The 26,678-nt window shown below is 70.4% G+C and carries 28 protein-coding genes, 4 tRNA genes and 2 pseudogenes; 6 read left to right on the forward strand and 28 right to left on the reverse strand.

What is annotated here, in order from left to right; genetic code table 11:
* Window positions 1-95: 95 nt before the first annotated feature.
* From ACFV6X_RS27060 to ACFV6X_RS27085, 6 genes are all read right to left on the reverse strand, one after another.
* Window positions 96-1,061, reverse strand: a complete 966-nt coding sequence (locus ACFV6X_RS27060; RefSeq protein WP_385387566.1) for a hypothetical protein — start codon at window positions 1,059-1,061, stop codon at window positions 96-98.
* A gap of 243 nt (window positions 1,062-1,304) precedes the next feature.
* Window positions 1,305-2,030 carry a 50S ribosomal protein L1 gene (gene rplA / locus ACFV6X_RS27065; protein WP_385387567.1) on the reverse strand — a complete coding sequence of 242 codons (726 nt, stop codon included), beginning with the start codon at window positions 2,028-2,030 and terminating at the stop codon, window positions 1,305-1,307.
* Between the two features lie 76 nt (window positions 2,031-2,106).
* Window positions 2,107-2,541: a 50S ribosomal protein L11 gene (gene rplK, locus ACFV6X_RS27070; RefSeq protein WP_033528316.1), complete on the reverse strand. Its 435-nt coding sequence runs from the start codon at window positions 2,539-2,541 to the stop codon at window positions 2,107-2,109.
* 166 nt (window positions 2,542-2,707) lie between these two features.
* Window positions 2,708-3,550: a transcription termination/antitermination protein NusG gene (gene nusG, locus ACFV6X_RS27075; protein WP_385387569.1), complete on the reverse strand. Its 843-nt coding sequence runs from the start codon at window positions 3,548-3,550 to the stop codon at window positions 2,708-2,710.
* A 78-nt stretch (window positions 3,551-3,628) separates the two neighbouring features.
* Window positions 3,629-3,910: a preprotein translocase subunit SecE gene (gene secE / locus ACFV6X_RS27080; protein WP_385387571.1), complete on the reverse strand. Its 282-nt coding sequence runs from the start codon at window positions 3,908-3,910 to the stop codon at window positions 3,629-3,631.
* A gap of 107 nt (window positions 3,911-4,017) precedes the next feature.
* Window positions 4,018-4,090, reverse strand: a tRNA-Trp gene (locus ACFV6X_RS27085).
* A gap of 294 nt (window positions 4,091-4,384) precedes the next feature.
* Between ACFV6X_RS27085 and ACFV6X_RS27090 the strand changes: the two genes are divergently transcribed.
* Together ACFV6X_RS27090 and ACFV6X_RS27095 are read left to right on the forward strand one after the other, a co-directional pair.
* Window positions 4,385-5,611, forward strand: coding sequence for a pyridoxal phosphate-dependent aminotransferase (locus ACFV6X_RS27090; RefSeq protein ID WP_385387573.1), 1,227 nt, complete (start codon window positions 4,385-4,387; stop codon window positions 5,609-5,611).
* Between the two features lie 147 nt (window positions 5,612-5,758).
* Window positions 5,759-6,814, forward strand: coding sequence for an adenosine deaminase (locus ACFV6X_RS27095; RefSeq protein ID WP_385387575.1), 1,056 nt, complete (start codon window positions 5,759-5,761; stop codon window positions 6,812-6,814).
* Here the strand turns inward: ACFV6X_RS27095 and ACFV6X_RS27100 are convergent.
* The 7 genes and pseudogenes from ACFV6X_RS27100 to ACFV6X_RS27130 all read right to left on the reverse strand — a co-directional run bounded on the left by ACFV6X_RS27100 (window position 6,804) and on the right by ACFV6X_RS27130 (window position 10,109).
* Entirely contained in the window at window positions 6,804-7,859 is a 1,056-nt protein-coding gene (locus tag ACFV6X_RS27100) for a UDP-N-acetylmuramate dehydrogenase (RefSeq protein WP_385387576.1), read from the reverse strand. The genes ACFV6X_RS27095 and ACFV6X_RS27100 overlap by 11 nt on opposite strands.
* Window positions 7,860-7,997: 138 nt before the next feature.
* Window positions 7,998-8,486, reverse strand: a pseudogene (locus ACFV6X_RS27105) (MFS transporter); the annotation flags it as partial.
* Between the two features lie 62 nt (window positions 8,487-8,548).
* Complete coding sequence (locus tag ACFV6X_RS27110) at window positions 8,549-8,977, reverse strand: MaoC family dehydratase (RefSeq protein ID WP_385387578.1); 429 nt, start codon at window positions 8,975-8,977, stop codon at window positions 8,549-8,551.
* 4 nt (window positions 8,978-8,981) lie between these two features.
* On the reverse strand, window positions 8,982-9,434 hold the full coding sequence (locus ACFV6X_RS27115) for a MaoC family dehydratase N-terminal domain-containing protein (protein WP_385387579.1): 453 nt from the start codon (window positions 9,432-9,434) through the stop codon (window positions 8,982-8,984).
* A 229-nt stretch (window positions 9,435-9,663) separates the two neighbouring features.
* Window positions 9,664-9,828, reverse strand: a complete 165-nt coding sequence (gene rpmG, locus ACFV6X_RS27120; RefSeq protein WP_003948671.1) for a 50S ribosomal protein L33 — start codon at window positions 9,826-9,828, stop codon at window positions 9,664-9,666.
* An 89-nt stretch (window positions 9,829-9,917) separates the two neighbouring features.
* Window positions 9,918-9,990, reverse strand: a tRNA-Met gene (locus tag ACFV6X_RS27125).
* Between the two features lie 46 nt (window positions 9,991-10,036).
* Window positions 10,037-10,109 (reverse strand) — tRNA-Thr (locus ACFV6X_RS27130).
* 302 nt (window positions 10,110-10,411) lie between these two features.
* Here ACFV6X_RS27130 and ACFV6X_RS27135 point away from each other — a divergent pair.
* Complete coding sequence (locus tag ACFV6X_RS27135; protein ID WP_385387580.1) at window positions 10,412-11,719, forward strand: amidohydrolase family protein; 1,308 nt, start codon at window positions 10,412-10,414, stop codon at window positions 11,717-11,719.
* Window positions 11,720-11,785: 66 nt separating this feature from the next.
* Window positions 11,786-12,442: an NAD(P)H-binding protein gene (locus ACFV6X_RS27140; protein WP_385387582.1), complete on the forward strand. Its 657-nt coding sequence runs from the start codon at window positions 11,786-11,788 to the stop codon at window positions 12,440-12,442.
* Between the two features lie 52 nt (window positions 12,443-12,494).
* Here ACFV6X_RS27140 and ACFV6X_RS27145 read toward each other — a convergent pair whose 3' ends face one another.
* Together ACFV6X_RS27145 and ACFV6X_RS27150 are read right to left on the reverse strand one after the other, a co-directional pair.
* Window positions 12,495-12,716, reverse strand: a complete 222-nt coding sequence (locus ACFV6X_RS27145) for a hypothetical protein (RefSeq protein ID WP_365458367.1) — start codon at window positions 12,714-12,716, stop codon at window positions 12,495-12,497.
* 104 nt (window positions 12,717-12,820) lie between these two features.
* A complete protein-coding gene (locus ACFV6X_RS27150; RefSeq protein ID WP_385387584.1) occupies window positions 12,821-13,828 on the reverse strand; it encodes a hypothetical protein in 1,008 nt (335 codons plus the stop codon).
* A gap of 259 nt (window positions 13,829-14,087) precedes the next feature.
* Here ACFV6X_RS27150 and ACFV6X_RS27155 point away from each other — a divergent pair, with 259 nt between their 5' ends.
* Window positions 14,088-14,447 carry a hypothetical protein gene (locus tag ACFV6X_RS27155; RefSeq protein ID WP_385387586.1) on the forward strand — a complete coding sequence of 120 codons (360 nt, stop codon included), beginning with the start codon at window positions 14,088-14,090 and terminating at the stop codon, window positions 14,445-14,447.
* A 74-nt stretch (window positions 14,448-14,521) separates the two neighbouring features.
* On the opposite strand, the gene ACFV6X_RS27160 is transcribed toward ACFV6X_RS27155, so the two are convergent.
* Window positions 14,522-14,603 (reverse strand) — tRNA-Tyr (locus ACFV6X_RS27160).
* Between the two features lie 223 nt (window positions 14,604-14,826).
* On the opposite strand from ACFV6X_RS27160, the gene ACFV6X_RS27165 reads away from it, so the two are divergent.
* Complete coding sequence (locus ACFV6X_RS27165) at window positions 14,827-15,315, forward strand: YajQ family cyclic di-GMP-binding protein (protein WP_365453569.1); 489 nt, start codon at window positions 14,827-14,829, stop codon at window positions 15,313-15,315.
* A gap of 190 nt (window positions 15,316-15,505) precedes the next feature.
* Here ACFV6X_RS27165 and ACFV6X_RS27170 read toward each other — a convergent pair whose 3' ends face one another.
* The 12 genes and pseudogenes from ACFV6X_RS27170 to ACFV6X_RS27225 form a co-directional block, all read right to left on the reverse strand.
* Window positions 15,506-15,772, reverse strand: coding sequence for a GlsB/YeaQ/YmgE family stress response membrane protein (locus tag ACFV6X_RS27170; RefSeq protein ID WP_385387588.1), 267 nt, complete (start codon window positions 15,770-15,772; stop codon window positions 15,506-15,508).
* Window positions 15,773-15,995: 223 nt separating this feature from the next.
* Window positions 15,996-16,562 carry an SMI1/KNR4 family protein gene (locus tag ACFV6X_RS27175; RefSeq protein WP_385387590.1) on the reverse strand — a complete coding sequence of 189 codons (567 nt, stop codon included), beginning with the start codon at window positions 16,560-16,562 and terminating at the stop codon, window positions 15,996-15,998.
* An 84-nt stretch (window positions 16,563-16,646) separates the two neighbouring features.
* The gene (locus tag ACFV6X_RS27180; RefSeq protein WP_365453578.1) at window positions 16,647-17,042 is read right to left on the reverse strand and encodes a YccF domain-containing protein; all 396 of its coding nucleotides are present in this window, start codon (window positions 17,040-17,042) and stop codon (window positions 16,647-16,649) included.
* Complete coding sequence (gene htpX / locus ACFV6X_RS27185) at window positions 17,039-17,902, reverse strand: zinc metalloprotease HtpX (RefSeq protein WP_385387591.1); 864 nt, start codon at window positions 17,900-17,902, stop codon at window positions 17,039-17,041. Before htpX ends, ACFV6X_RS27180 begins: the two co-directional genes overlap by 4 nt.
* 219 nt (window positions 17,903-18,121) lie before the next feature.
* Window positions 18,122-19,645 carry an NADH-quinone oxidoreductase subunit N gene (locus ACFV6X_RS27190; protein WP_385387592.1) on the reverse strand — a complete coding sequence of 508 codons (1,524 nt, stop codon included), beginning with the start codon at window positions 19,643-19,645 and terminating at the stop codon, window positions 18,122-18,124.
* Window positions 19,642-21,216: a NuoM family protein gene (locus tag ACFV6X_RS27195; RefSeq protein WP_385387594.1), complete on the reverse strand. Its 1,575-nt coding sequence runs from the start codon at window positions 21,214-21,216 to the stop codon at window positions 19,642-19,644. The genes ACFV6X_RS27190 and ACFV6X_RS27195 overlap by 4 nt, the downstream gene beginning before the upstream one ends.
* A gap of 6 nt (window positions 21,217-21,222) precedes the next feature.
* Window positions 21,223-23,217, reverse strand: coding sequence for an NADH-quinone oxidoreductase subunit L (locus ACFV6X_RS27200; protein WP_385387596.1), 1,995 nt, complete (start codon window positions 23,215-23,217; stop codon window positions 21,223-21,225).
* On the reverse strand, window positions 23,214-23,606 hold the full coding sequence (gene nuoK / locus ACFV6X_RS27205; RefSeq protein ID WP_385387598.1) for an NADH-quinone oxidoreductase subunit NuoK: 393 nt from the start codon (window positions 23,604-23,606) through the stop codon (window positions 23,214-23,216). Before nuoK ends, ACFV6X_RS27200 begins: the two co-directional genes overlap by 4 nt.
* Window positions 23,606-24,241, reverse strand: a complete 636-nt coding sequence (locus ACFV6X_RS27210) for an NADH-quinone oxidoreductase subunit J (RefSeq protein WP_385387599.1) — start codon at window positions 24,239-24,241, stop codon at window positions 23,606-23,608. The genes nuoK and ACFV6X_RS27210 overlap by 1 nt, the downstream gene beginning before the upstream one ends.
* Window positions 24,238-24,864, reverse strand: a complete 627-nt coding sequence (locus ACFV6X_RS27215; protein ID WP_385387601.1) for a NuoI/complex I 23 kDa subunit family protein — start codon at window positions 24,862-24,864, stop codon at window positions 24,238-24,240. The genes ACFV6X_RS27210 and ACFV6X_RS27215 overlap by 4 nt, the downstream gene beginning before the upstream one ends.
* Window positions 24,865-24,866: 2 nt before the next feature.
* Complete coding sequence (locus tag ACFV6X_RS27220) at window positions 24,867-25,835, reverse strand: NADH-quinone oxidoreductase subunit H (protein ID WP_385387603.1); 969 nt, start codon at window positions 25,833-25,835, stop codon at window positions 24,867-24,869.
* Window positions 25,832-26,678, reverse strand: a pseudogene (locus ACFV6X_RS27225) (hypothetical protein); the annotation flags it as partial. The pseudogene ACFV6X_RS27225 and the gene ACFV6X_RS27220, both read right to left, overlap by 4 nt.

Here is a 26,678-nt window from a genome sequence, read left to right on the forward strand (position 1 = left end):
CCTCATACGAGCGCACGGCAACGACCAGCGGTCTTTGGCTTCTGTGGAAGAGTACGGGACCGGATCGCCGTCAAGCAAATCCGGTCCCGGGACAGCTAGACGTCGGACCCGGTCTCCGGGCTCTCCAGTCCGCTCAGATCCATCTCCGGGGCGTCCTCGTCGAAGGCGCCCTCAGCGGCTCCGGCCTCGCCCAGGTCCTTGAGCATCGCGAACAGGTCGAAGGTCTCGGCGGCCGGCGGCACCTCCACCTCGGCCTTGGCGCCGTAGTCGGAGAGCTTCATGCTCATGTCGACGTCCCCGGCCGGGGACCGCATCGTGACGTCCATCCGGACCGGCAGGTCGTCCTTGTCGACCCAGACCTCGGTGTCGTAGCCCTTGATGCCGGACTTCTCGACGTTCTCCAGGAGCTTCTTGCGGTCGCCGGGCTCCAGGACGTCCAGGCTCTTGTTGCTCTCCATCATCTCCTTGACGGTGAGCGTGCCCTTGTAGTGCTCGGCCTCGACGCCGTCGACCTTCTCGCTGCCGACGTGCTTGAGGTTGGGCGACTCCAGGAGCAGAGCGAGCTGCTCGGCCGGGCTCTGGTTCAGGTTGTCGAGGCCCGAGGTCATCTGCCGGGTGAGGGCCGGGTCTCCGGCGGCCTCCACGGCGGCCTTGAGGTCGAGCTTCATCCAGCTCTTGCCGTCCATGTCCTTGGCGGCCGCGGCCCCCATGTCCATGTACATGACGTCGTCACTCCAGACCATGCGCACCTCTTCGGGCGCCTCCGGCTCGGCGGTGAGCATGGAGCCCTTCATGGTCACGTCCATGACGGTCGGGTCCCAGCCCATCACGCCGGACATGGCCATGTCGCCGCCGCCGTCCATCGCGGCCGGCATCGACATGGTCATCTCGACCTTGGCGGACTTGGCCTCGGCGGTCTTCTCGTAGGCCACCGTCAGGACCTGCTGGACGCTCCGCGAGCCGGACGCCCCGTCCCCCTTGCCGGCTCCGCAGCCGACGGCTCCGCCGGCCAGCGTCAGGGCCGCGATCGCGGCGATTCCCGTCCCGGTCCGTGTGCGCACCGAAAGCTTCATCGATTCCCCCCACGGGAAGTCTGTGAACACCCAATGGATCACATGTATGACCTGTGAAAAATCGCATGTGTGAGCTGTGAGCCTATCCCAGGGGTCGGACTGGCCCCTTGGGATTACCGGTGCCCTGACGGCGCGGTGACAGTCCCTGGCTGCCGGGGCCGGGAACGCAACCGGGCCCCGCACCTGCGAGAGGTGCGGGGCCCGTGACCGACTTCAGCGAGCCATGAGGGCTCAGACCGCGGCCGGGTCCTCCTCGACGAGGAGGTTGCGGGTGCGGTTCGGGTCGAGCGGAATGCCGGGGCCCATCGTGGTGGTGAGGGCGGCCTTCTTGATGTAGCGACCCTTGGCGGCGGACGGCTTCAGACGGAGGATCTCCTCCAGCGCGGCGCCGTAGTTCTCCACCAGCTTGTCGTCGTCGAAGGACGCCTTGCCGATGATGAAGTGCAGGTTCGAGTGCTTGTCGACGCGGAACTCGATCTTGCCGCCCTTGATGTCGTTGACGGCCTTGGTGACGTCGGGGGTCACGGTGCCGGTCTTCGGGTTCGGCATCAGACCACGGGGGCCGAGCACGCGGCCGAGGCGGCCCACCTTGCCCATGAGGTCCGGGGTGGCGACGACGGCGTCGAAGTCCAGACGGCCCTTCGACACCTCGTCGATCAGCTCGTCGGCGCCGACGATGTCGGCGCCCGCGGCACGCGCGGCCTCGGCACGGTCGCCGGTCGCGAAGACCAGGACCCGGGCGGTCTTACCGGTGCCGTGCGGAAGGTTCACGGTGCCACGGACCATCTGGTCGGCCTTGCGCGGGTCGACACCCAGACGGAAGGCGACCTCGACGGTGCCGTCGAACTTGGTCGTGGAGGTCTCCTTGGCGAGACGGACGGCCTCGAGCGGGGCGTAGAGCTTGTCCCGGTCGATCTTGGCGTCCGCAGCGCGGAGAGACTTGCTGCGCTTGCTCACTACTGCTCCTGGGTTTCTTAGGAGTTGTGGTCCAGGCCGAGCAGGCCCTGCCACTACTGCTCTGGGAGGTTGGGGCTCAGCCCTCGACCGTGACGCCCATGGAACGCGCGGTACCGGCGATGATCTTCGCGGCGGCGTCCAGGTCGTTGGCGTTGAGGTCGGGCATCTTGGTGGTGGCGATCTCGCGGACCTGCGCCTCGGTGATCTTGGCGACCTTGGTCTTGTGCGGCTCGCCGGAGCCCTTCTCGATACCCGCGGCCTTGAGGATCATCTTGGCGGCCGGCGGGGTCTTGGTCACGAAGGTGAAGGAGCGGTCCTCGTAGACCGTGATCTCCACCGGGATGACCCAGCCACGCTGCGACTCGGTCGCGGCGTTGTAGGCCTTGCAGAACTCCATGATGTTGACGCCGTGCTGACCCAGCGCGGGGCCGACCGGCGGAGCCGGGTTGGCGGCACCGGCCTGGATCTGGAGCTTGATGAGCCCCGTGACCTTCTTCTTCTTGGGAGGCATAGCTCTCCGGGTCCTTTCGATTCGGGTCTACCGTCCACCGAGTCGCGTCTCGGCAGAAGGCATACCGCACAACGATAACGGGTATAGATGCGCGGCTAAAAACCGTGCAGGTCAGACAGGCTCCGAGAGCCCACCTGACCTGCGCGGAAGCGATATGTCCAGAGGGTCAGTTCTTCTGGATCTGGTCGAACGAGAGCTCGACCGGCGTCTCCCGGCCGAAGATCTCCACCAGGCCCTTGACCTTCTTGGAGTCGGGGTTGATCTCGTTGATCGTCGCCTGCAGCGTGGCGAACGGGCCGTCGGTGACGGTGACCGAGTCGCCCACCTCGAAGTCCAGCACCTGGACCTCGACCTTGCGCTGCGGCGCCGGCTTGCCCTCGGCCTCGGCGGCCTCGCGGGCGGCCTTCTCCTCCGCCTCCGGGGCGAGCATCTTGACGATCTCGTCCAGGGTCAGCGGGTACGGGTCGTAGGCGTTGCCGACGAAGCCGGTGACACCGGGGGTGTTGCGGACGACGCCCCAGGACTCGTTCGTCAGGTCCATGCGGACCAGGACGTAGCCCGGGAGCTTGTTCTGCTTGATGGTCTTCCGGTCGCCGTTCTTGATCTGGACGACCTCTTCCTGCGGCACCTCGGCCTGGAAGATGTAGTCCTCGACGTTCAGCGAGACGGCGCGCTGCTCCAGGTTGGTCTTCACGCGGTTCTCGTAACCGGCGTAGGTGTGGATCACGTACCACTCGCCGGGCAGGGTCCGCAGTTCCTGGCGGAGCTTCTCGACGGGGTCGAGCTCGGGCTCGGCCTCCTCGGCGGGCTCTTCCTCGTCCTCGGCCGCGGCCTCGTCGGCGAGCTCGTCCTCCACGTGCACGGCGGCTTCCTCGGCGGGCTCACCCGCGGCGGCGTCGGCAGCCTCGGCCTGGTCCAGGTCCTCGTCCACACCCTCGACGATGTCGAGCTCGTCTTCCACGGACTCGACCGGCTCGATGGCGTCGTCGTTCACGTTCGGGTCAGACACGGTGGCTGCTTCTTCCTGGATACAGAGGGGTGGAACACGCGAAAGGGGCGCCGGGTCCCGGCGCCCTTCGCTCTTGGCTCAGCCGAAGACGTACTTCGCGGCATGGTCGAGCCCATAGTCGATCACGGTGACCAGTCCGATCATGACGACAACGAAGATGATCACGACAGTCGTGTATCGCGTCAGCTGCGTGCGGGAGGGCCAGACGACCTTGCGGAGCTCGGCGACGATCTGCCGATAGAAGAGGGCGAGGCGCTTCAGCGGGCCCTTCTTGGCACGCTTGCCACCCTTGCGGGTCTTCTTCTCCGGTTCCTCATCCTGAGCATCAGGCGTGTCGATGGAGCCCACGGCGTCCGTCATTCGTCCTCACCTGATCCCGGGTCGTGGCCGTGCCGCGCCCGGTTTGAGCCGCACGGCGGTGCAATGCTGTACGTACCTGCGCACACATCCTGGCGGTGTGTGTGTAGCAGGGCCGGAGGGACTTGAACCCCCAACCGCCGGTTTTGGAGACCGGTGCTCTACCAATTGAGCTACGACCCTTTGTGTGTCCCCCAACGTACCGCATCCAACCGTGTGCTCGGTGTGCACCGGTGGAGCGCGGGCTCGGTGGAGGCCAACGAGGTGAGAGTGTACGTGGTCCTGGGCCGGGCGTCGAACAGAAATGGCCCGTGCGCCCCGCGCTCCCGGCAGATCACCGCCACCCGGCGCGCGGCCCGGCCGAAGATCGCCGAGGCCACCCGATGTATCCGGACTGTTGTTCAACGGTTTGCCCCGGGCTGTTCAGTCCGTGAAACCCGTGTGCCGGGCCGGTTACCGGTCTGAAACGATGGACTCATGAGCGCTGCAACCCCACCCACCGAGCGCCGGGTCTCGGCCCGCATCGGCGCGATCTCCGAGTCCGCCACCCTCGCCGTGGACGCCAAGGCCAAGGCCCTGAAGGCCGCCGGGCGTCCGGTGATCGGATTCGGCGCCGGCGAGCCCGACTTCCCGACCCCCGGCTACATCGTCGAGGCCGCGATCGAGGCCTGCAAGAACCCCAAGTTCCACCGCTACACGCCGGCCGGCGGCCTGCCCGAGCTGAAGGCCGCGATCGCCGCGAAGACGCTGCGTGACTCCGGCTACGAGGTCGACGCGTCCCAGGTCCTGGTCACCAACGGCGGCAAGCAGGCCATCTACGAGGCGTTCGCCGCGATCCTCGACCCGGGCGACGAGGTCATCGTCCCCGCCCCGTACTGGACGACGTACCCCGAGTCGATCCGGCTGGCCGGCGGTGTCCCGGTCGAGGTCGTCGCCGACGAGACGACCGGCTACCGGGTCAGCGTGGAGCAGCTGGAGGCCGCCCGCACGGAGCGGACGAAGGTCGTCCTCTTCGTCTCCCCGTCCAACCCGACCGGCGCGGTCTACTCCGAGCCCGAGACGGAGGCCATCGGCCGCTGGGCCGTCGAGCACGGCCTGTGGGTGCTCACCGACGAGATCTACGAGCACCTGGTCTACGGCGACGCCTCGGCCGTCTCGATGCCGGCCGTCATGCCCGAGCTGCGCGACAAGTGCATCGTGGTCAACGGCGTCGCGAAGACGTACGCCATGACCGGCTGGCGGGTGGGCTGGATCATCGGCCCGAAGGACGTCGTGAAGGCCGCGACCAACCTCCAGTCGCACGCCACGTCGAACGTCTCGAACGTCGCCCAGGTGGCCGCGCTGGCCGCCGTCTCCGGCGACCTGTCCGCCGTCGAGACGATGCGCGACGCCTTCGACCGCCGCCGCCGCACGATCGTCCGGATGCTCAACGAGATCGACGGTGTGCTCTGCCCCGAGCCCGAGGGCGCGTTCTACGCGTACCCGTCGGTGAAGGCCCTGATCGGCAAGGAGATCCGTGGCAAGCGCCCGAAGGACACGGTCGAGCTGGCCGCGCTGATCCTGGAGGAGGCCGAGGTCGCGGTCGTCCCGGGCGAGGCCTTCGGCACGCCGGGCTACCTGCGGCTGTCGTACGCCCTGGGTGACGAGGACCTCGTCGAGGGAGTGAGCCGCATCCAGAAGCTGCTGGCGGAGGCGCGCGACTGACGTCCACGACGTCGTCGTGGCGCACGCGCGCGTGACGGGCCGTTTCCCTCAGGGGAGACGGCCCGTTCTTTCGTGTTTTCGTGCGAGCAAGACCACTAACGGGGAAAGCGCTGGAGGGACGAGCGAGCCGTACGGCAGGATCCTGGAATGGAACGTGTACGTGATGTCTCCGACCTCCCGAAGGCCCATCTGCACCTGCACTTCACCGGCTCCATGCGGCCGGGCACCCTGCTGGAGCTGGCCGACAAGTACGGCGTCCGGCTGCCCGACGCGCTGACCGACGCCCTGGTCGGCGGAGAACCGCCGAGACTGCGCGCGACGGACGAACGGGGCTGGTTCCGCTTCCAGCGCCTGTACGACGCCGCGCGCTCGTGCCTGAGGCAGCCCGAGGACATCCAGCGGCTGGTGCGGGAGGCCGCCGAGGAGGACGTGAGAGACGGCTCGGGCTGGCTGGAGATCCAGGTCGACCCGACCTCGTACGCGCCGCGCCTGGGCGGTCTCATCCCGGCACTGGAGATCATCCTGGACGCGGTGGAGGCGGCCATGCGGGAGACCGGGATCGGGATGCGCCTCCTGGTCGCCGCGAACCGGATGAAGCACCCGCTGGACGCCCGCACGCTGGCCCGTCTCGCCGTCCGCTACACCGACCGGGGCGTGGTCGGCTTCGGGCTCTCCAACGACGAGCGGCGCGGCATGGCCCGCGACTTCGACCGTGCCTTCGCCATCGCCCGCGAGGGCGGTCTCCTGTCGGCCCCGCACGGCGGTGAGCTGACCGGCCCCGCCTCGGTCCGCGACTGCCTGGACGACCTGCACGCCGACCGGGTGGGCCACGGAGTGCGCGCGGCGGAGGACCCACGTCTGCTGAAGCGCCTGGCCGACCGCGGCGTCACCTGCGAGGTGTGCCCGGCGTCGAACGTGGCCCTCGGCGTCTACGAGAAGCCCGAGGACGTCCCCCTGCGCAAACTGTTCGAGGCCGGCGTCCCGCTGGCGCTGGGCGCCGACGACCCGCTCCTGTTCGGCTCGCGGCTGGCGGCCCAGTACGAGATCGCCCGCGAACACCACGCCTTCACGGACGCGGAACTGGCCGAGCTAGCCCGCCAGTCGGTGCGGGCGTCGGCGGCACCGGAGGAGACGAAGAAGCAGCTCCTGGCGGGCGTCGACACCTGGCTCACCTCGGACGTGCCCGCCGCCGTCAGAGGCTGACGCCCACCGTCACCGGCTCGTTGACCAGGGTGATGCCGAAGGCCTCACGCACCCCGGCGACGACCTCGCGGGCCAGCGCCAGCAGGTCCTCCGTGGTCGCCTCGCCGCGGTTGGTGAGGGCGAGGGTGTGCTTGGTGGAGATCCGGGCCGGTCCGGTGCCGTACCCCTTGCGGAAGCCCGCCTTGTCGATCAGCCAGGCGGCGGAGGTCTTGGTGTGTCCGTCCCCGGCCGGGTACGCCGGCGGCTCCACGTCCTCGCCGAGGCGCTCCCGCACGCGCGCGTGGAACGCGGCGAGCTGGGTGTCCGTGAGGATCGGGTTGGTGAAGAAGGACCCGGCGGACCAGGTGTCGTGGTCCTCCGGGTCGAGCACCATGCCCTTCCCGGCGCGCAGCTTCAGCACCGTGTCGCGGGCGTCGCCGAGCGGGACCCGGTCCCCTGGCCGGACCCCGAGCGCGCGAGCCGTCTCGGCGTACCGGAGGGGTCCCGACAGCCCGCCCGCGTCCTCCAACCCGAAGCGGACGCGCAGGACGACGTACCGCTCGGGGTCTGCCTTGAAGCGGCTGTGGCGGTAGGAGAACCCGCACTCGGCGTTCGTCAGGGTGACCGTCTCACCGGCCGTGCGGTCGTAGGCGATCACCTCGGTGATGGTGGAGGAGACCTCCTGGCCGTACGCCCCCACGTTCTGGATCGGGGTCGCGCCGGCCGACCCGGGGATTCCGGCCAGGCACTCGACACCGGCGAGCCCGGCCTCCGCGGTGCGTGCGACGGCGTCCGTCCACACCTCACCGGCGGCCAGCTCCAGCCGCGTACCGGACAGCTCGAAGCCACGGGTGGCGATGCGCAGGGCCGTCCCGTCGAAGCCCTTGTCTCCGATGACCAGGTTCGACCCGCCTCCAACGACCAGCAGCGGCGTCCCGGTGGCATCGGCCTCCCGCACGACCTCGACGACTTCGGCGTCGGTCGTCGCGGTCACCAGCCGGGTCGCGGGACCGCCCAGCCGGAACGTGGTCAACGGGGCGAGGGGAGCGTCGTGGAGTACCTGCACGCGCCCAAGACTACGAGACGGCACCGACACGACCGACAGGCGCGCGTCGCCCCCGGCGCCGGTGACAGGGCACGCACGCGCGTACGGGTCGGTGGGCGGTGCGGTGCCGCACGTCACCGAACCGTGCCGTGCCCCAGCTCAGTGCGCCGCCCCTTCAAGGACCCGCGGCTCCTTCCCCGGCTCGGCGTCCGCCGGGGCGCTGCCGCGGCGCCCTGGAATGACCAGGGCGGCGACCCCCGCGAGGGCCACCACCCCGGCGCCCACCATGATCGCCGGCTGTAGCCCGTCGACGAACGTCTGCGCGGTCTCGTAGCCGCCCCGCGCCGCGAAGATCGAGGACATGACCGCGATGCCGAGCGCGCCACCCACCTCGCGCAGGGCGTTGTTGGCGCCGGAGGCGATGCCCTGCTCCTCGGGTGTCACGCTGGACAGCACCAGGGCGGACGCCGGGGCGAAGAACAGGGCCATGCCGATGCCGCTGAGGATCAGGCCGGGCAGCTGGACGGCGTAGGAGGCGTCGGCCGTGATCACGGACGCGAGGTAGCCGAGCCCGGTGGCCTGCAGGAAGAGCCCGGCGGCCACGACCGGCCGTCCACCGACGCGGTCGGAGAGGATGCCGGCGATCGGGCGGGCCGCACGCGAGTAAGGAGCGCCCGCCATTGCGAACGCCCCTTACTCCCGAGCCGGGTTCAGGCCAGTCGGACGACTGCCCGGGACATGCCCAGCACCTTCTGGCCGGCGCTGGTCGCCGTGAGGTCCACGCGGACCGTGTGGTCGTCGAGCTTGGCGGCCACCTTGCCGCTGACCTCGATCACGGCCCCCTGGTCGTCGTTCGGGACGACGACGGGCTTGGTGAAGCGGACACCGTACTCGACGACCGCCCCCGGGTCGCCGGTCCAGTCGGTGACCACGCGGACCGCCTCGGCCATGGTGAACATGCCGTGCGCGATGACGTCCGGCAGGCCCACCTCCTTGGCGAACTTCTCGTTCCAGTGGATCGGGTTGAAGTCCCCGGAGGCGCCCGCGTACCGCACGAGTGTGGCGCGGGTCACGGGGAAGGTCTGCGCGGGCAGTTCGGTGCCGACCTCGACGTCGGCGTACGCGATCTGGGCGGTCATCTGCTCACGCCTCCTCGGCCGCGCGGGCCACCAGCTTGGTCCAGGCGGTCACGACGTGCTCCCCGGCCTCGTCGTGCACCTCGCCGCGGACGTCCAGGATGTCGTTGCCGGCCATGGACTTGATGGCCTCGATGGTCGAGGTGACCGAGAGCCGGTCACCGGCGCGCACCGGGCGGCTGTAGGCGAACTTCTGGTCGCCGTGCACCACCCGGCTGTAGTCCAGGCCGAGCTTCGGGTCGGCGACGACCTCCCCCGCGGCCTTGAAAGTGATCGCGAACACGAAGGTGGGCGGGGCGATCAGGTCGGGGTGGCCGAGGGCCTTGGCGGCATCCGGGTCCGTGTAGGCCGGGTTGGCGTCTCCCACCGCCTCCGCGAACTCACGGATCTTCTCCCGTCCCACCTCATAGGGGTCGGTGGGCGGGTAGGTCCGCCCCACGAAGGACTGGTCGAGCGCCATGGCTCGGTACCTCCTGGTTTCTGCTCTGGTCGACCGGTGAACGACGGCTCCCTCGAGGGGCCGTGCTGGGCGAGCACCGCGCCGGTCAACCGTATAGAAGGCCGCCGAAGCCGATTGCGCTCGGTGGCCACGCCGGCCGAAAGGGTGACCGGAAAAAGCCACGAGGCCGCCCCCCTGAACAGCGGGGACGGCCTCGTTTGATGAGTCCTGCGAGATGTACTGGCCTGCTTCAGCGCGTTTCGCGGTGCGCGGTGTGCGCGTTGCAACGCGGGCAGTGCTTCTTCATCTCAAGACGATCCGGGTTGTTACGCCGGTTCTTCTTGGTGATGTAGTTCCGCTCCTTGCACTCCACGCAGGCCAGCGTGATCTTCGGGCGGACGTCGGTGGCAGCCACGTGAGTGCTCCTTGACGAACGGGTAGGTTAATTCAACGCAAGAAAGAGTAGCCGATCGAAGGACCGACCCCGCAATCGGCTACTGTCAGTAGCGGTGACCGGACTTGAACCGGTGACACAGCGATTATGAGCCGCTTGCTCTACCGACTGAGCTACACCGCTGTGATGCGATCGGAGCCCGCCTGACGGCGGGAACCTCACACACCAGAGCCCCAAAACGGAATCGAACCGTTGACCTTCTCCTTACCATGGAGACGCTCTGCCGACTGAGCTATTGGGGCGAGCGATGAAGACATTACACGCTCGGCCGCCGTTCACCCAAATCCGTTTCACCACCCTTGTCGGGCCCCCGTCGCGCGCCTCCCATCTGCCCCGAAAGCCCCTGCGGAGCCGCCCTCGGCGGGCGGACCACACCGGTACGACTATTGCGCTCCTCCGCGCCACGGGCCGGACGCCGCCATAGGCTCGACTCACTCTGCGTGATCTTGCGTCATGACGCGGCGGTACGTCGTGAGCCCCGTCCGGACCCCGAGCCCTGATCCCAGGCCCTGCCCCGAGCCCCGATCCCGAGCCCTGGAGCGCGATGCCCGACAGCCAGCCGCAGCCGCCCCCTTCGTCGTCGTTCCCGTCGGGCTCGGGACAGGGCGACGGGAACTCCCTGCTGTTGTGCGGCGCGCGGCTGACCGACGGCCGCACGGTGGACGTCCGGCTGGGCGGCGGACGTATCGAGGCGGTCGGCACGACCGGCAGCCTCGGCGGATCCCGCGGCGGCGCCGGTGGTGGCGCCGGCGGTGGCGGTGGCACCGGCGGGGGAGGTGGAGGCGGCCGGGTGGACCTCAGCGGCTACCTCCTTTTGCCGGCCCCGGTCGAAGCCCACGCCCACGCCGACACGGCCCTGTCCGCCGACGGTGAGGGCCCGGTCTCGTACGACCCCCAGGACGTCCAGCGCCGGGCGACCGAGGCGACGCTGCTGCAACTCGGGCACGGGGCGACCACGCTGCGGGCACAGGTGCGGGTCGGTGACGTGCCGGGGCTGGGCGCGCTGACCGCCGTCCTGCGGGCGCGGCGGTCATTGCGCGGGCTCGCGGAACTGACGACGGTGGCGATGCCACGGCTGCTCACCGGGGTGGCCGGGGCGGACGGGCTCGCCATACTGCGGGACGCGGTGAAGATGGGCGCCTCCGTGGTGGGCGGCTGCCCCGATCTCGACCCCGATCCGACGGGCTATGTGGAGGCCGTCCTGGAGGTCGCCTCCGAACAGGGCTGCCCCGTCGACCTGCACACCGACGCCACCGACCCGGCCCGCCTCGCCCGTCTCGCCGCGATGGCCGGCGGTCTGCGCCCCGGCGTGACGATCGGGCCCTGCGGCGGCCTGGGCGACCTGCCCACCGACGTGGCGTCCCGCACCGCCGACCAGTTGGCGGCGGCGGGCGTGACCGTGGTGTGCCTGCCGCAGGGCGGCTGCGCGGGCTCCGACCGGCGCGGAACGGCGCCGGTACGGCTGCTGCGCTCCGCCGGCGTACGGCTCGCCGCCGGCAGCGGGGCCCTCCGGGACACCTCGAACCCCGTGGGCCGCGGCGATCCCCTGGAGGCCGCGTACCTCCTGGCCTCCCACCACGGTCTGCGCCCCGAGGACGCCTACGACGCGGTCAGCACCTCGGCCCGCGCCGCCCTGGGCCTTCCGGAGGTGCGCGTGGAGGCGGGTTTCCCGGCCGAACTGCTCGCCGTCCGCGGCGACCGGCTGTCCGGTGCCCTGTCACTGGCGTACAGCCGGATCGTGGTGCACCGGGGGCGCGTGGTGGCACGGACGAGCGCGGTACGCGAGTACTGCAACTCGGCCGTGTCGGCGGAGCTGGGGTTGCCCCGGCAGGGGCGGGGAGAGGTGTCGTAGAGAGCGGCCCGGGACACCGCCCGTCGCATACGACGAATGCGGTCGTTCGGGCGTACGGTCGGAAGCATGCGCATTGTCATCGCTGGGGGTCATGGACAGATCGCGCTGCGGCTGGAGCGTCTGCTCGCCGCGCGCGGTGACGAGGCCGCGGGCATCATCCGCCGCGCCGAACAGGGCGACGATCTGAGGGAGGCGGGCGCCGAACCGGTGCTGCTGGACCTGGAGTCGGCCACCGTCGAAGAGGTCGCGGCGCATCTGCAGGGCGCCGACGCGGCGGTGTTCGCGGCGGGCGCCGGTCCCGGCAGCGGCGTGGAGCGCAAGGACACGGTGGACAAGGCGGCGGCGGTGCTGTTCGCGGACGCGGCGGTCCGGGCCGGCGTACGGCGCTTCCTGATCGTCTCCTCGATGGGCGCCGACCCGAACCACCCGGGCGACGAGGTCTTCGACGTCTACCTGCGCGCCAAGGGCGAGGCCGACGCGCACGTCAGCCGCCAGCAGGCGCTGGACTGGACGATCCTGCGGCCCGGCCAGCTGACGAACGACGCCGGCACCGGGCTCGTCCGCCTGGAGGCGCAGACCGGTCGCGGCCCGATCCCGCGCGACGACGTGGCCGCCGCACTGGTCGAACTGCTCGAAACCCCCGCCACGGCGGGCCTGACCCTGGAACTGATCAGTGGCTCGATTCCGGTCTCGGTGGCCGTGAAGTCGGTGGCCGGTAACTGAGTTCGGACGGCCCTCGGACTTGCGTCTTTGCGTCGGGCGGCCACACGAGCCTTCAGAAGAGCGGCAGTTGTCCGGGGAACTCCGGCACGACGTGTCCGTCCAAGGACGGCTGCACCGCTCCCAGTTGGGCCTGGCGACGCGACCCGGGGCACGAGACGAGCCGACCGCTCTCTCGGGCACCGGGCGGATCGTGCCGGGCGAAGCGCCCCGCGACGACGGCGATCTCACGACGGCACTCGGGGCAGGTCCTGCGGCGGGAGGAGCGGAAGCTCATGGGGCCAGTGTGCCCCGAACACCTCTTCGCACCCAGCACCCGGACACGCACAGAACCGTGCAGGGAGCCGACGGTCCCGAGTGGGCAAGCAGCCTGAGCTGCCGTCAGTCAGCCCGGCGCCTGCGGCGGCGTCGCCACTGCCATGCCGCCGCCACACCGAAGGACGCCGTCAGCAGGGTGACGGCCAGGACGGGCCAGTGGCTGTCCGCGACCCGCAGGTCGGCGAGGACGACCACCACGACCAGGGCCACAGGGATAAGGAGCGAGAGGAGCGCTTTGACCATGGCCGCCGCCATCCCGGGAGCGCCCCTCGTGGTCCGGCGGGGCCGGTCGACCGACTCGCCGAAGTAGAAGGCGAGGACCCGATCCAGGAAGCGATCGGTGGTCCGGCTGTACGACCGGCCCACGTACGGCATCCAGACGAGCGGAGCGACCAGACCGACCAGGAACACGACTCCGAGCAGGACGTAACGCCCCGCCGCGACCAGCCATGGCCGCACACCCCCCGCCTCCGACTCCGCCTCCGCCTTCGGCGCGATCAGCCCCAGGACGCGTGCCATCCGCAGGGTCAGCTCGAACAGGGTCGCCACGCGCCCTCGGCGCGGCCCCCCTTCCACGGCCCGCAGGTCCTTCTTCCCGGCTTTGCCCTGCTCGGCGAGTGCCGCGTCCGAAAGCGCGACCCGGGCCCGGTCGACGTCCGCGTACACCCCTTGCAGAACGAGGAGTTCGGCACTGCGGACGGGAACGGTGGGGTCCTGTCCTCCCAGAGCTGTCAGTTCCAGGCAGACACGCGCCTGGCTGAGCAGCGCCGCGCAGAACGCGAACGGCGCCATGATCGTCATGGGGCCACCGATGAGGGCCCCCTGGGAGACGACCCGGCGCTTGCCCCGGGTGAGCAGCAGGTCCTGCAGTTCGGTCATGGTGGCGTCGGGGTGCGCCGCGCGCGTCATGGTCACCGAGCGTGCGGCGGCCGGGCCCATGTGACGGACGGCGTAGGACGCGAGGGTCTCAGGCAGCCGCTGCGGGTCCGCGACCGCCGCCTTCAGCACGGATCGTGTGAGGGCGGCGTCCTCGAGCGTGTCCGTGTCGTCGTCGGGAGTGGGGCGCGGCACGGGTCATCCCGCCCCACGGTTGCGGGGCGGTCGCCTGACGGCGCGCAGAGGGTGGCGGGCACGGAGCGTGACGAGAGGCGCGGGAGACGGCGAAGGCGACATAACCCGTATCTAGCACAAATAGGGCGTGCGGACGGTCGGGGTGAAAGGCATCCCCTTCTCCTTCTGCCGCCGGGACCAAGCATCCTGGCCCCGTGGGCTGCGGTAGCGGGCGGACACGTCCGCTCAGATACTGGAGACCCGCCCTCAGGAGATCCTCATGGTTGACCACGCGGCCATGGAGCGTTGCTGGACGGCCCACACGGACGGCGAGTTCATGAACCTGGACCTGCAGGCCACCATGAGCACGATGACCGGCCATCCGACCGTGCTCCATGTGCCCACCGCCATGGGCGCCAGCGGACGACGCGAGGTCTCCGACTTCCCCCTCGTGGCGATCGTGGCCTTCCGCGACGGCGCCATCGACAGCGAGCACATCTACTGGGACCAGGCGGCCGTACTGGCCCAGACCGGCCTGATCGATCCCGCCCTCGCGGCGCAGCTGCCGCTCCTACCGGACCAGGTCGCCGCCATGGACACCGGCACCAGGTTCAACGACCTGGCCCTGCGTTCCGCCTGAAGCGGCGTTCGACCACGCATGAGAAACCCCTCCGACCTGCCGTTACGGCTGATCGAAGGGGGTTCTCCCCAGTGTGGCGGCGCCAGGATTCGAACCTGGGAAGGCTGAGCCGGCAGATTTACAGTCTGCTCCCTTTGGCCGCTCGGGCACACCGCCGGGGGTTGCTGCCGATCGAACCGCCTTTCGGCGGTGCTCGCTGGCAACGACGTAAACAATACCCGATAGGCAGGGGTGCTTCGCCACCCGATTGATCGCCGCTCGGGGGACGGGGGGTGGCTAGTCTTGTCCGGATGCGGCCCCGGGTCCGAGCCGGGCCGGGTCGCCCCCCGCGTACGCCGCTACGCACCGATTCGCCCCCTGATACAAGGAGCCACACCACATGGCCGACTCCAGTTTCGACATCGTCTCGAAGGTCGAGCGGCAGGAGGTCGACAACGCCCTCAACCAGGCCGCCAAGGAGATCTCGCAGCGCTACGACTTCAAGGGCGTGGGCGCCTCGATCTCGTGGTCCGGCGACAAGATCCTTATGGAGGCGAACTCCGAGGACCGGGTGAACGCCGTCCTCGACGTCTTCCAGTCCAAGCTGGTCAAGCGCGGCATCTCGCTGAAGGCCCTGGACGCGGGTGAGCCCCAGCTCTCGGGCAAGGAATACAAGATCTTCGCGTCCATCGAGGAGGGCATCTCCCAGGACAACGCGAAGAAGGTTGCGAAGATCATCCGCGACGAGGGCCCGAAGGGCATCAAGGCCCAGGTCCAGGGCGACGAGCTGCGCGTCACGTCCAAGAGCCGGGACGACCTGCAGGCCGTGATCGCCCTTCTGAAGGGCAAGGACTTCGACTTCGCGCTGCAGTTCGTGAACTACCGGTAATCACCGCGCCGCGTGCGAACGAGGAGCCGAGGAGGGCGAGACGTCGATGATCCGGTGACCCGCCCTTCTCGGCCCGCACAGGCCGGCTCCTCGCGCCACGCGCGCCGGCTGTCGGCTGTCGGCACGTAGGTTTCTCGCCCTCGCCCGCGGGTGCCCGGCGCCTGATGGGTGTGCGCGTTGACGCCCTCGCTCAGTCGCGCGAGTGGCCGAACATGATGCGGTACGCGATCAGCAGGACCAGCGAGCCGCCTATCGCCGCCACCCAGGTGGTGCCGTCGTAGAAGTCCTTGGTGATCGGATGGTCCAGCCAGCGGGTCGATATCCAGCCGCCGATGAACGCCCCCGCGATGCCGATCACTGTCGTGCCGATGAATCCGCCCGGGTCGCGGCCCGGCAGCAGAATCTTGGCGATGGCTCCGGCCAACAGCCCCAGGATGATCCAAGCGATGATGCTCATGCCGTGAACCTGCCCTTCCGTACTGGGTCTCCACCGTCCGGGAGCTGTGATCTTGGCGATGTCCACCTCGGACGAATGCAGCCGTGGCCGTGCTTGTCGCGTCCCGCGTTGCCGCGCGTTGCGTCCTGCTTCTGCCCTTGCGAAGGACGGCAGGGCAGTACCTGGTGGTTGCAACTGCCGGTGGGGGGCGCAGATGCCACACCGCGCCGAAGGGCCGATGCGGCTACGACGCCGGCGTCGGGGCCGTGCGTATGCGGAAGTCGGACCAGGGTGCCAGGTCCAAACCGTCGTTCGTCTCCTCGTACCACCCCGTGCCCTCGACCCAGGCGTGCAGCCAGGCCGTGAGGCTGGGGGCGTCCACGTACCAGGCGTGGTCGGCGTCGTCCGCGTTCGGTTCGAAGAGCAGGACGGGGGCCCGCGGGTCGAGGCAGTCCACGCAGGCGTACATCGCACAGCCCCAGTGCGATATCGGCAGCACGCCTTCGGGCCACGGCCACTCTGGGTCCTTGCGGCCGCTCTCGCGGTTGGCGAGGTACTGCACGACGGCGGCGGGCTCACCGGCGGGTGGGCTGTCGAGCAGGGGCAGCAGGCCGTACTCCGGGCCGAATCCGCCGTCCCCTGTCCGTGTGTAGAGCCGCGCGAGCAGGGGCGGCAGACGGAAGCCGAGCGCGGCCTCGGCGCGGGCCACCGTGGCGGCGTCCACAGGCTCGGGAAGCGAAGGCCAGCCCCACGGTCGGGTGTTACGGGCCTTGTCCTCCACCCGTGCCAGCAACTGCTCGGTCTCGGTCATGGATTCATGATGCAGGGCGGCACTGACAACAGGGCCGACCTGTGGACAACCCCACGGCCGGGGACGACGTGCGGGAGGCCTGTGTCACCAACCCGAGACGAAGGGCTGGTCCGTGGAGACGATGTCGCGGCCGAAGGGCAGCAGCGAGACGGGGATGAGCTTGAAGTTGGCGATGCCGAGCGGGATGCCGATGATCGTGACGCACAGCGCGATGCCGGTGACGATGTGGGCGAGGGCCAGCCACCAGCCCGCGAGGACCAGCCACAGGACGTTGCCGACGCACGAAGGGGCTCCGGCGTCGCGGCGCTCGACCGTCGTGTACCCGAAGGGCCACAGCGCGTAGACGCCGATGCGGAACGCGGCGATGCCGAACGGGATGCCGATGATCGTGATGCACAGCAGCACGCCCGCCAGCAGATAGCCGAGGAACAGCCAGAAGCCGCTCAGGACGAGCCATATGACGTTGAGGATTGTCTTCATGGGCGTCGACCTGCCATCTGTTCGAGGCGAGCGATGCGCTCGGCCATGGGCGGGTGCGTGGAGAACATCTTCGACAGTCCCTGTCCCGGGCGGAACGGGTTGGCGATCATCATGTGGCTCGCGGTCTCGATCCGGGGCTCAGGAGGCAGCGGAAGCTGCTTGGTACCGGCCTCCAGCTTGCGCAGCGCGCTGGCGAGGGCGAGCGGGTCGCCGGTGAGCTGGGCGCCGGAGACGTCGGCCTCGTACTCGCGGGACCGGCTGATGGCCAGCTGGATGAGGGTGGCCGCCAGCGGACCCAGGATCAAGATCAGCAGCATGCCGAGGATGCCGGGGCCGTCGTCGTCGTCGGAGCGGCCGATCGGGATCAGCCAGGCGAAGTTGACCAAAAACATGATCACGGAGGCGAGGGCGCCGGCGACCGAGGAGATGAGGATGTCGCGGTTGTAGACGTGGCTCAGCTCGTGGCCGATGACGCCACGCAGCTCACGCTCGTCCAGGATGCGCAGGATGCCCTCGGTGCAGCACACGGCCGCGTTGCGCGGGTTGCGGCCGGTCGCGAAGGCGTTCGGCGCCTCCGTCGGAGAGATGTACAGGCGGGGCATCGGCTGGCGGGCCTGCGTGGAGAGGTCGCGGACCATGCGGTACAGGGCCGGGGCCTCGAACTCGCTCACCGGGCGGGCCCGCATCGCGCGCAGGGCCAGTTTGTCGCTGTTCCAGTAGGCGTACGCGTTCGTGCCCAGGGCGATCAGGACGGCGACGACGAGGCCGACGCGCCCGAAAAAGCTGCCGATGAGGATGATGAGTGCGGACAGTCCCCCGAGGAGGACTGCGGTCCTGAGCCCGTTGTGCCGGCGGTGCACGGTACGCCCTCCAAGTGGTGCAGCAGGGGAACCCTTTGCTAGTTGATCTCCGGTCCCGCTGGTGCCGTGGTGGCACTTCCAGTGGACCCTCCCGATTTGGACAACGCGAGGCGAGGGCCACCAGTTCCCTTGTGCGTGCGGCGGCACGCGTCGGCCGTCCGGGTGAGGGCGCGCGGCCGTGCGGGTGGCCTGCGGAAAGGCCCCGTGGACCTGGTGGCCCTAGAAGAGCCCCGTGTCGGCGAAGCGCAGGACCAGCTGCGGGGCGCCGGACAGGCCGATACCGACGACGGCGGTCAGCGCGATCGCGGCCGTGAGGGGGGCCGGGACGAGGTGCTTGGCGGGCTCTCCCTCGGGGGCGCGGAACAGCAGGGCCGTCCACTGGAGGTAGTAGTACAGGGCGATCACCACGTTGACGGCCATCACCACGGCGAGCCAGCCGAGGCCCGCGTCGACGGCCGCGGAGAAGACGGTGACCTTGGCGAACAGGCCGATGATGCCCGGCGGCAGTCCGGCCAGGCAGAGCAGGAAGAAGGCCAGCAGCAGCGCGGTCACGGGGTTCGAGGCGTACAGACCGCGGTAGTCGCTGACGCGGTTGAGGGTCCTCGTACGGCCCACCAGCGCGGCGACCGCGAAGGCTCCCAGGTTCACGGCGGCGTACATGAGCGCGTAGGCGACCGTGGAGCCGATCGAGCGCTCGGCGTCGCCGGAGTACGCGGCGGCGGCGATCGGCACCAGGAGAAAGCCGGCCTGGCCGACGGACGACCAGGCGAGCAGGCGGACCGCGCTGTACGCGCGCGTGCTCTGCTGCCGGAGGGCGCCGACGTTGCCGACGGTCATGGTGAGGGCGGCCAGGGCGGCGAGTGCCGGGCCCCAGACGTCTGCGTACGACGGGAAGGCGATGACGGTGACGAGGATCAGCCCGGAGAAGCCGACCGCCTTGCCGACCACCGACAGATAGGCCGCGACCGGCAGCGGGGCGCCCACATAGGTGTCGGGCACCCAGAAGTGGAAGGGCACCGCGGCCGTCTTGAAGGCGAAGCCGACGAGGGTGAGGGCGACGCCGGTCTGGGCGAGGGTGTGCAGCTGTCCGTCGACGTCCTGGATGCGTTCGGCGATCTGGGTCAGATAGAGGGTGCCCGTCGCGGCGTACACGAAGCTGATGCCCATGAGGCTGACGGCGGTCGCGGTGACCGACGACAGGAAGAACTTCAGGGCCGCCTCGGAGGACTTCCTGTCACCGTGCCGGATACCCACCAGGGCGAAAGCCGGAAGGGAGGCGACCTCCAGGGCGACGATCAGCGTCGCGAGGTCGCGGGAGGCCGGCAGGAGGGCGGCGCCGGCCGCCGAGGAGAGCAGCAGGAACCAGAACTCCCCCTCGGGGAGTCCCCTGCGCGCGTCCTTGAGGGCGGTGACGGACAGCAGGGCCGCCAGCAGAGCGCCGCCGAGGACCAGGAACTGGATGACGAGGGTGAACCGGTCCGCCGTGTAGCTGCACACGTCGGCGTCGCCGGTGAGGCAGAAGGTGGAGCGGTCGCCGTCCAGGATCGGCAGCAGCAGCAGCGTGGAAACGGCGAGACCGGCCACGGACACCCACCCGAGGAGCGCCTTCCTGGCATCGCCGACGAACAGGTCGGCGACCAGGACGGCGAGGGCCACCACGGCCGCGATGGTGGGTGGCGCGATGGCGAGCCAGTCGACGGACTGGACCAGGGACACGGCCGGCGACTGGGCCAGGGAGCTCATCGGGTGCCTCCTGCGAGGAGCTGCTGCACGGCCGGGTCGGTCAGACCTAGGAGCGCCTTCGGCCAGAGTCCGGCGACGACGGTGAGGGCGACCAGCGGGGCCCACGCCGCGTACTCGTACCTGTGTACGTCGGCGAGCTGGGGCGCCTCCTGCGGTACGACGCCCATGCAGACCCGGCGGACCACGACGAGCAGGTACGCGGCGGTGAGCAGGGTGCCGAACGCGCCGATCGCCATGAAGGTGAGGAACGCCGGGCGGCTGAGGCCCGCGGCGGGCTGGAACGCGCCGAACAACGCCAGCATCTCGCCCCAGAACCCGGCGAGGCCGGGCAGGCCGAGGGAGGCGACGGCGGCGAAGGCGAGCAGGCCGCCGAAGCGCGGCGCTTTGCCGTACAGCGCGGCACCCGTCTGGTCGGCGAGGGCGTCGAGGTCGGTGGTGCCCGTACGGTCCTTCAACGCGCCGACCAGGAAGAACAGCAGGCCGGTGATGAGGCCGTGGGCGATGTTGGCGAACAGGGCGCCGTTCACGCCGGTCGGCGTCATGGTGGCGATGCCGAGCAGGACGAAGCCCATGTGGCCGACGGAGGAATAGGCGATGAGGCGCTTGAGGTCGCCCTTCGCACCCTGCTTGGCGAGCGCGAGGCAGGCCAGGGATCCGTAGATGATCCCGACGACGGCGAAGGCGGCGAGATACGGGGCGAAGGTGCGGAATCCGTCCGGCGCGACCGGCAGCAGGATTCGCACGAATCCGTACGTACCCATCTTCAGCATGACGCCGGCCAGCAGGACCGAGCCGACGGTCGGTGCGGCGGTGTGGGCGTCGGGCAGCCAGCTGTGCAGCGGCCACATCGGCGTCTTGACCGCGAGCCCGAGTCCGACCGCCAGAACGGCGATGACCTGCACGGATGTGGTCAGCGACCGGCCGTTGTCAGTGGCGAGTGCCACCATGTCGAATGTGCCCGCCGTGATTCCGATCAGGAGCAGGCCGAGCAGCATGACCACGGAACCGAGCAGCGTGTAGAGGATGAACTTCCAGGCGGCCTGCGTCCGCCCCTCGCCGCCCCAGCGGGCGATGAGGAAGTACATCGGGATCAGGACCATCTCGAAGGCGAGGAAGAACAGCAGCAGGTCGAGGACGGCGAAGGTGGCGAGAGTGCCGGACTCCAGGACGAGCAGCAGGGCGACGAAGGCCTTCGGGGCCGGGCCCGCGGGCATCTTGAAGTACGAGTAGAGCGCGCAGAGGAAGGTCAGCAGCGCGGTCAGGACGACGAGGGGGAGGGAAATGCCGTCGACACCGAGGTGGATCCGCACGTCGAGCGCGGGGATCCAGCTGATGTCCGTGCCGGCCTGCATCTTCGAGGGCTGGTCGTGGTCGAAGCCGAGCGCCAGCACGATCGCCGCGAAGAGGACCACGCCGGTCACGGTGACGCCGTGCCGCAGCACCGCCTGCTCGGGCGACTTCCCCTTCAGTCCGGGCGGTGCGGGCAGCAGAGCGGCGACGGCGCCGAGGAGCGGGCCGACGACGACGAACGCCAGAAGGAACTGCATCACGGACTCGTTGATATCGATCACGCCTGCTCACGCTCCCGTGGCGACGAGGACGGCGGCGACCACCAGGACGACGGTGCCGGCGAGCAGCGCGCTCACATAGGTCTGCACATTGCCGGTCTGGGCGCGCCGGACGGCGGCCCCCAGCCAGCGGGGCAGGGCGCCCGCCCCGCGCACGTAGGTGTCGACGACCTCGCGGTCGAGGAACCGCACCAGACTGGCGCCGCCCTGGACCGGGCGGACGAACAGCGCCGAGTACACGGCGTCCAGGTGGAAGCCGACGGCGGCGTGCCGGTGCAGCGGACCGAGCAGCAGGCGACCGGGATCGGCCGGGTCGGGTGCGAGGGCCACGTCGCCGTAGGCGGGTTCGTGGGTGGCGATGGCCTCGGCCTCGACCTGCCCGGCGTCGCCCTCCGGGTGGGCGGCGACCGCGCCCAGCGGGACACGGGCGGCGCGCGCGCTGGTGTGGCGCCAAGCGGTGTAGGTCAGGAGGCCGCCGATCAGCGCCAGGCCCGTGCCCAGCACGGACGTGGTCAGGGTCGGGGTCAGCTCGCCGCCGTCGAACCAGCCGGGCAGCGACTGGTACGCCAGTCCGCCCAGGGCCAGGGACGGGGCGGCCAGCACCCAGAGCACCACGGTCATCGTCAGCGGCTGCCTGCCGTGGTCCGGCACCTCGGCGCCGTGACCGCGGAAGGCCAGCAGCCACAGGCGCATGGCGTACGCGGCGGTGAGCAGGGCCGTGAGCAGGCCGGCGACCAGGACGATCCAGCCCGCGGCGCCGGGCACGTGCGCGGTGTGCCCGGTGGTGACGTGTTCGGCGGCGCCGAGGACGGACTCCTTGGAGAAGAAGCCGCTGAAGGGCGGGATCGCGGCGAGAGCGAGGAGCGCGACGGTCATCGTCCAGTAGGCGTCGGGGACACGGTCGCGCAGGCCGCCCATGCGGGACATGGCGGCCAGCGAGTTGGTGCTGGCGGCGTGGATGACCACACCCGCCGCGAGGAACAGCAGCGCCTTGAAGGCGCCGTGGGACAGGAGATGGAAGACGGCGGCGCCGCGGTCGGCGACGGCCAGCGCGCCGGTCATGTAGCCGAGCTGACCGATCGTCGAGTAGGCCAGGACGCGCTTGATGTCGTCCTGGGCGAGCGCCGCGACGCCCGACCCGGCCATGGTGACGGCGGCCGCCACGGCGAGGACGACCATCGCGGCGGCGGAGGCCTGGAAGACGGGGAGGAGACGGGCGATGAAGTAGACACCGGCGGCGACCATCGTCGCCGCGTGGATCAGCGCGGAGACGGGCGTGGGACCCGCCATCGCGTCGGGAAGCCAGGTGTGGAGCGGGAACTGGGCCGACTTGCCCGCCACACCGGCCAGGAGCAGCAGGGCGATCAGCGTGGGGTGGTCGAGCCCGCCGCTCGCGACCGCGCCGAGCACCCGCGTGATGCGGAACGACCCGGCGTCGACGGCGAGCGCGAACAGGCCGATCAGGAAGGGGACGTCACCGAGCTTGGTGACCAGGAAGGCCTTGATCGAGGCGGCGCGGGCCTCCGGGGTCTCCCAGTAGTGCCCGACCAGGAAGTAGGAGCAGATGCCCATGACTTCCCAGCCGACCAGCAGCACCATCAGGTCGCCCGAGTAGACGACGAGGAGCATCGCGGAGGTGAACAGGGAGACGAGCGCGGCGTACGAGGGGTAACGCGGGTCGTCCTGCAGATAGCCGGTCGAGTAGATCTGCACGCACAGCGCGACGAACACCACCAGGACGGCGACCAGGGCGGCGAAACCGTCGATGTACAGGGCGAGTTCGATCGGGATCGACCCGGTGGGCGTCAGCTCGGTGGCGGAGGTGATGGCCTCGTCGCCGCTCTGGCGTACGGCGACCAGCACGGCGAGTACGAGCGAGGCGAGCGTCGGCAGGACGGCGATCGGGCGGACGAAGCCGGGGGCCGTGCGGCCCAGGAACAGCCCGGCGGCCGCGCCCAGGAACGGAAGGAGAGGAACGAGGTGAGCGAGGGTGGTCGTGGTCACGCGGTGGCCTCAGCCTTCTCGGCGTCCGGCTCGGCCGCGCCGGCCTCGCCGCCGGGTCCGTCGGTCTCGGGGCCCTCGGCGGTGTCGCGGAGCTTGTCGATGTCCGAGGTGCCGCGGTTGCGGTGGACGGCGAGGACGATCGCGAGGCCGATGCCGATCTCGGCGGCCGCGATGGCGATGGTGAACAGGGTCAGGGCCTGGCCGGAGTGCAGGGTCTCCTGGGCCGTCCTGCTGAGCCAGACGTCGAAGGCGACCAGGTTGAGGTTGACGGCGTTGAGCATCAGCTCGACCGACATCAGGACCAGGATCGCGTTGCGGCGGGCCAGGACGCCGTACAGGCCGGTGCAGAACAGGAGGGCGGAGAGCACGGCGGGGTAGGCGAGGTGCATCAGCGGGCACCGCCCTTGTCGCTTCGGGTGCCGGGGACCGACGGGCCGTTCCGGGCGGTGGTCGTCGCCGCGTCGGCCTTCGCCTTGCGGGACAGGACGATCGCGCCGACCAGCGCCGCGAGGAGGAGGACGGAGAGGGCCTCGAAGGGGAGGACCCAGCTCTGGAAGAGGGCCTTGCCGGTGACCTCGGTGGATCCGGCGGGTGCACCGTCCAGGTCGATCCAGGTGGTGCGGAAGGCGTCGACGACGACCCAGACCAGGGCGACGGCCGAGGCGACGGCCACGGCGAGGGCGGCCCAGCGGTTGCCCGAATCGGCGTCCGGGGAGCGGCCGATGGGGGCCCTGGTGAGCATCAGACCGAACAGGAGGAGGACGACGACGGAACCGACGTAGATCAGCACCTGCACCCAGGCGATGAACTCGGCGGTGAGCAGGAGGTACTCGACGGCGATACCGCCGAGGGTGACCACCAGCCACAGGGCGGCGTGCACCAGTTGCCGGGTGGTGACGGTGACGATCGCGGCGCCGAAGGTGACCACGCCCACGAGCAGGAAGGCGATTTCGACGCCGGTCGGGGAGAGGAATCCGGGCTGGGTCGCGGCGAGGTACCCGTGCTGGGTCGCGGCCAGGGTCACGAGGCTCCTCCCGGGGGGTCGGTCGGCTCGGCGGGTTCGCCGCGCTCCGTGGCCTCGGCCTCAGCTGCCGCTGCCGCTGCCGCTGCCAGCTTCTCGGCGGTCTTGCGGGCGGCGGCGATCTCCTTCGGTTCCTCCGCGCCGGGGTCCAGGGCCGGCGGGGCGGGCACCGTCCACATCCACTCGCGGAGCTTGTCGCGCTCGTGGGTGAGGTCGCGGATGTCGGTCTCGGCGTACTCGAACTCCGGGGACCAGAACAGAGCGTCGAAAGGACAGACCTCGATGCAGATACCGCAGTACATGCACAGGGAGAAGTCGATCGCGAACCGGTCGAGGACGTTGCGGCTGCGCTCACGGCCGCCGGGGGCGGCGGGCGGCACCGTCTCCTTGTGGGAGTCGATGTAGATGCACCAGTCCGGGCACTCCCGGGCGCATAGCATGCAGACCGTGCAGTTCTCCTCGAACAAGCCGATCACGCCACGGGTACGGGGCGGGAGGTCGGGCTGGACGTCCGGGTACTGCTCGGTGACGGTCTTCTTCGTCATCGTGCGCAGGGTGACGGCCAGGCCCTTGGCGAGACCGCTGCCGGGAAAGCGGGGCCGGGTGGGCGGGAGAGACTCAGGCATGGCTACTGGATCACCACCTTGACGATGCCGGTGAGGGCGATCTGGGCGAGGGAGAGGGGGACGAGAAGGGTCCAGGAGAGCTTCTGGAGCTGGTCCTCGCGCAGCCGCGGGTAGGTGACGCGCAGCCAGATCACGAGGAACGCGAGGAGGGCCGTCTTCAGCAGCGTCCAGACCCAGCCGAGTCCGTCGGCACCCCAGGGGCCGTGCCATCCGCCGAGGAACAGGACGGTGGTCAGACCGCACAGGACGACGATCCCGGCGTACTCGGCGAGGAGGAACAGGGCGAAGCGCAGGCCCGTGTACTCGGTGTACGCGCCGAAGATGATCTCCGAGTCGGCGACCGGCATGTCGAACGGAGGGCGCTGGAGCTCGGCCAGCCCCGCCATGAAGAAGACGATCGCGCCGACGATCTGCCAGGGCAGCCACCACCACTCGAAGGCGGCGAGGATGCCGGTCAGGGAGACCGTGCCGGCCGCCATGGCGACGGAGGCGGCGGTGAGGAGCATCGGCAGTTCGTAGGCGAGCAGTTGGGCGGCGGTGCGCAGGCCGCCGAGGAGGGAGAACTTGTTGGCGCTGGCCCAGCCGGCCATCAGCGAGCCGAGAACGCCGACGCCCATGACGGCGAGCACGAAGAAGATGCCCGCGTCGATCACCACGCCCACCGCGCCCTCGCCGGGGCCGATGGGGATGGCGAGCAGAACGAGTAGGTACGGGAGGAGGGCTACGGCCGGGGCGAGCTGGAAGATACGGCGGTCCGCGCCGGCCGGGACCACGTCCTCTTTCTGCGCGAACTTCACGCCGTCCGCGACGAGCTGGGCCCAGCCGTGGAAGCCACCGGCGTACATGGGGCCGAGGCGGCCCTGCATGTGCGCCATCACCTTGTGCTCCGTCTGGCCGATGACCAAGGGGAAGGTCAGGAAGACGACGAAGACGACCAGGAGTCGCAGGGCGACGTCGAGCGCGTCGTTCACTGCCGGCCTCCTGAGGGGTCTTCGGGGGTGGGGGGCGGTGAATTAGGTGCCTCGCGGGGCTCGCGGGGCTCGCGAGCCTGGGGGGAGGAGTCCTCTCCGTCCTTCGACGCCTCCGCGCCGCCCGAGCCCTCCGCGTCCTTCACCTCGGGCGTCTCGGGGGTCTCGGGTGCCTCGCGCGTCTCGGTAGTCTCCGCCGTCTCGGAGGTCTCGGGCGTCTCGGGGCTCTCGAGCGTCTCGCGTGTCTCGGGAGTCTCGCGTGTCTCGGGAGTCTCCGCTGTCTCGGAGGTCTCGGGCGTCTCGGACTCGTCGAAGGCAGGGCGGGCGTGGTGCCAGGGGGCGTCGGAGCTGCGCGGAGTGGCCGGGCGGGTGGGCTTCTCCGCCGCCGGTTTCTGGGCGGCGCGCTGCGAGGCGGAGCCTTCGGATGCGCTGCGCGCCCGGCGCGGGCGGGGGCCCGCAGGAGCTGCCGTGACGTCAGAACCTGCCTGCGCGGCAGCCTCCGCTCCTTCCCCAGCCTGCGTACCCTCGGCAGCCTCCGCACCCTCTGCGGCCTTCGCGGCCTCCGCACCCGTCGCGGCGTCCGCAGCCTTCGCGGCCTCCGCACCCGCCGCGGCCTCCGCGCGCTGCGAAGCCGAGCCCTCGTTCGCGCTTCGGGCACGACGAGGAGCGGCTCGGGCGGCCGGAGTCTCGGTGGATTGCTCCGCGCCCTCCACGCCCTCCGCGACCGCGGCTCGCTGCGAGGCCGACCCCGCGCTCACGCTCCGCGCGCGGCGCGGCCCGGCCGCCGGCGGCGACGGGGCCTCCGTGGGGGTGCCGGCGGCAGTCGGCGGCCGGCCGGTGGAGCCC

The organism is Streptomyces sp. NPDC059861, from assembly GCF_042731435.1.
Classification (GTDB): domain Bacteria; phylum Actinomycetota; class Actinomycetes; order Streptomycetales; family Streptomycetaceae; genus Streptomyces.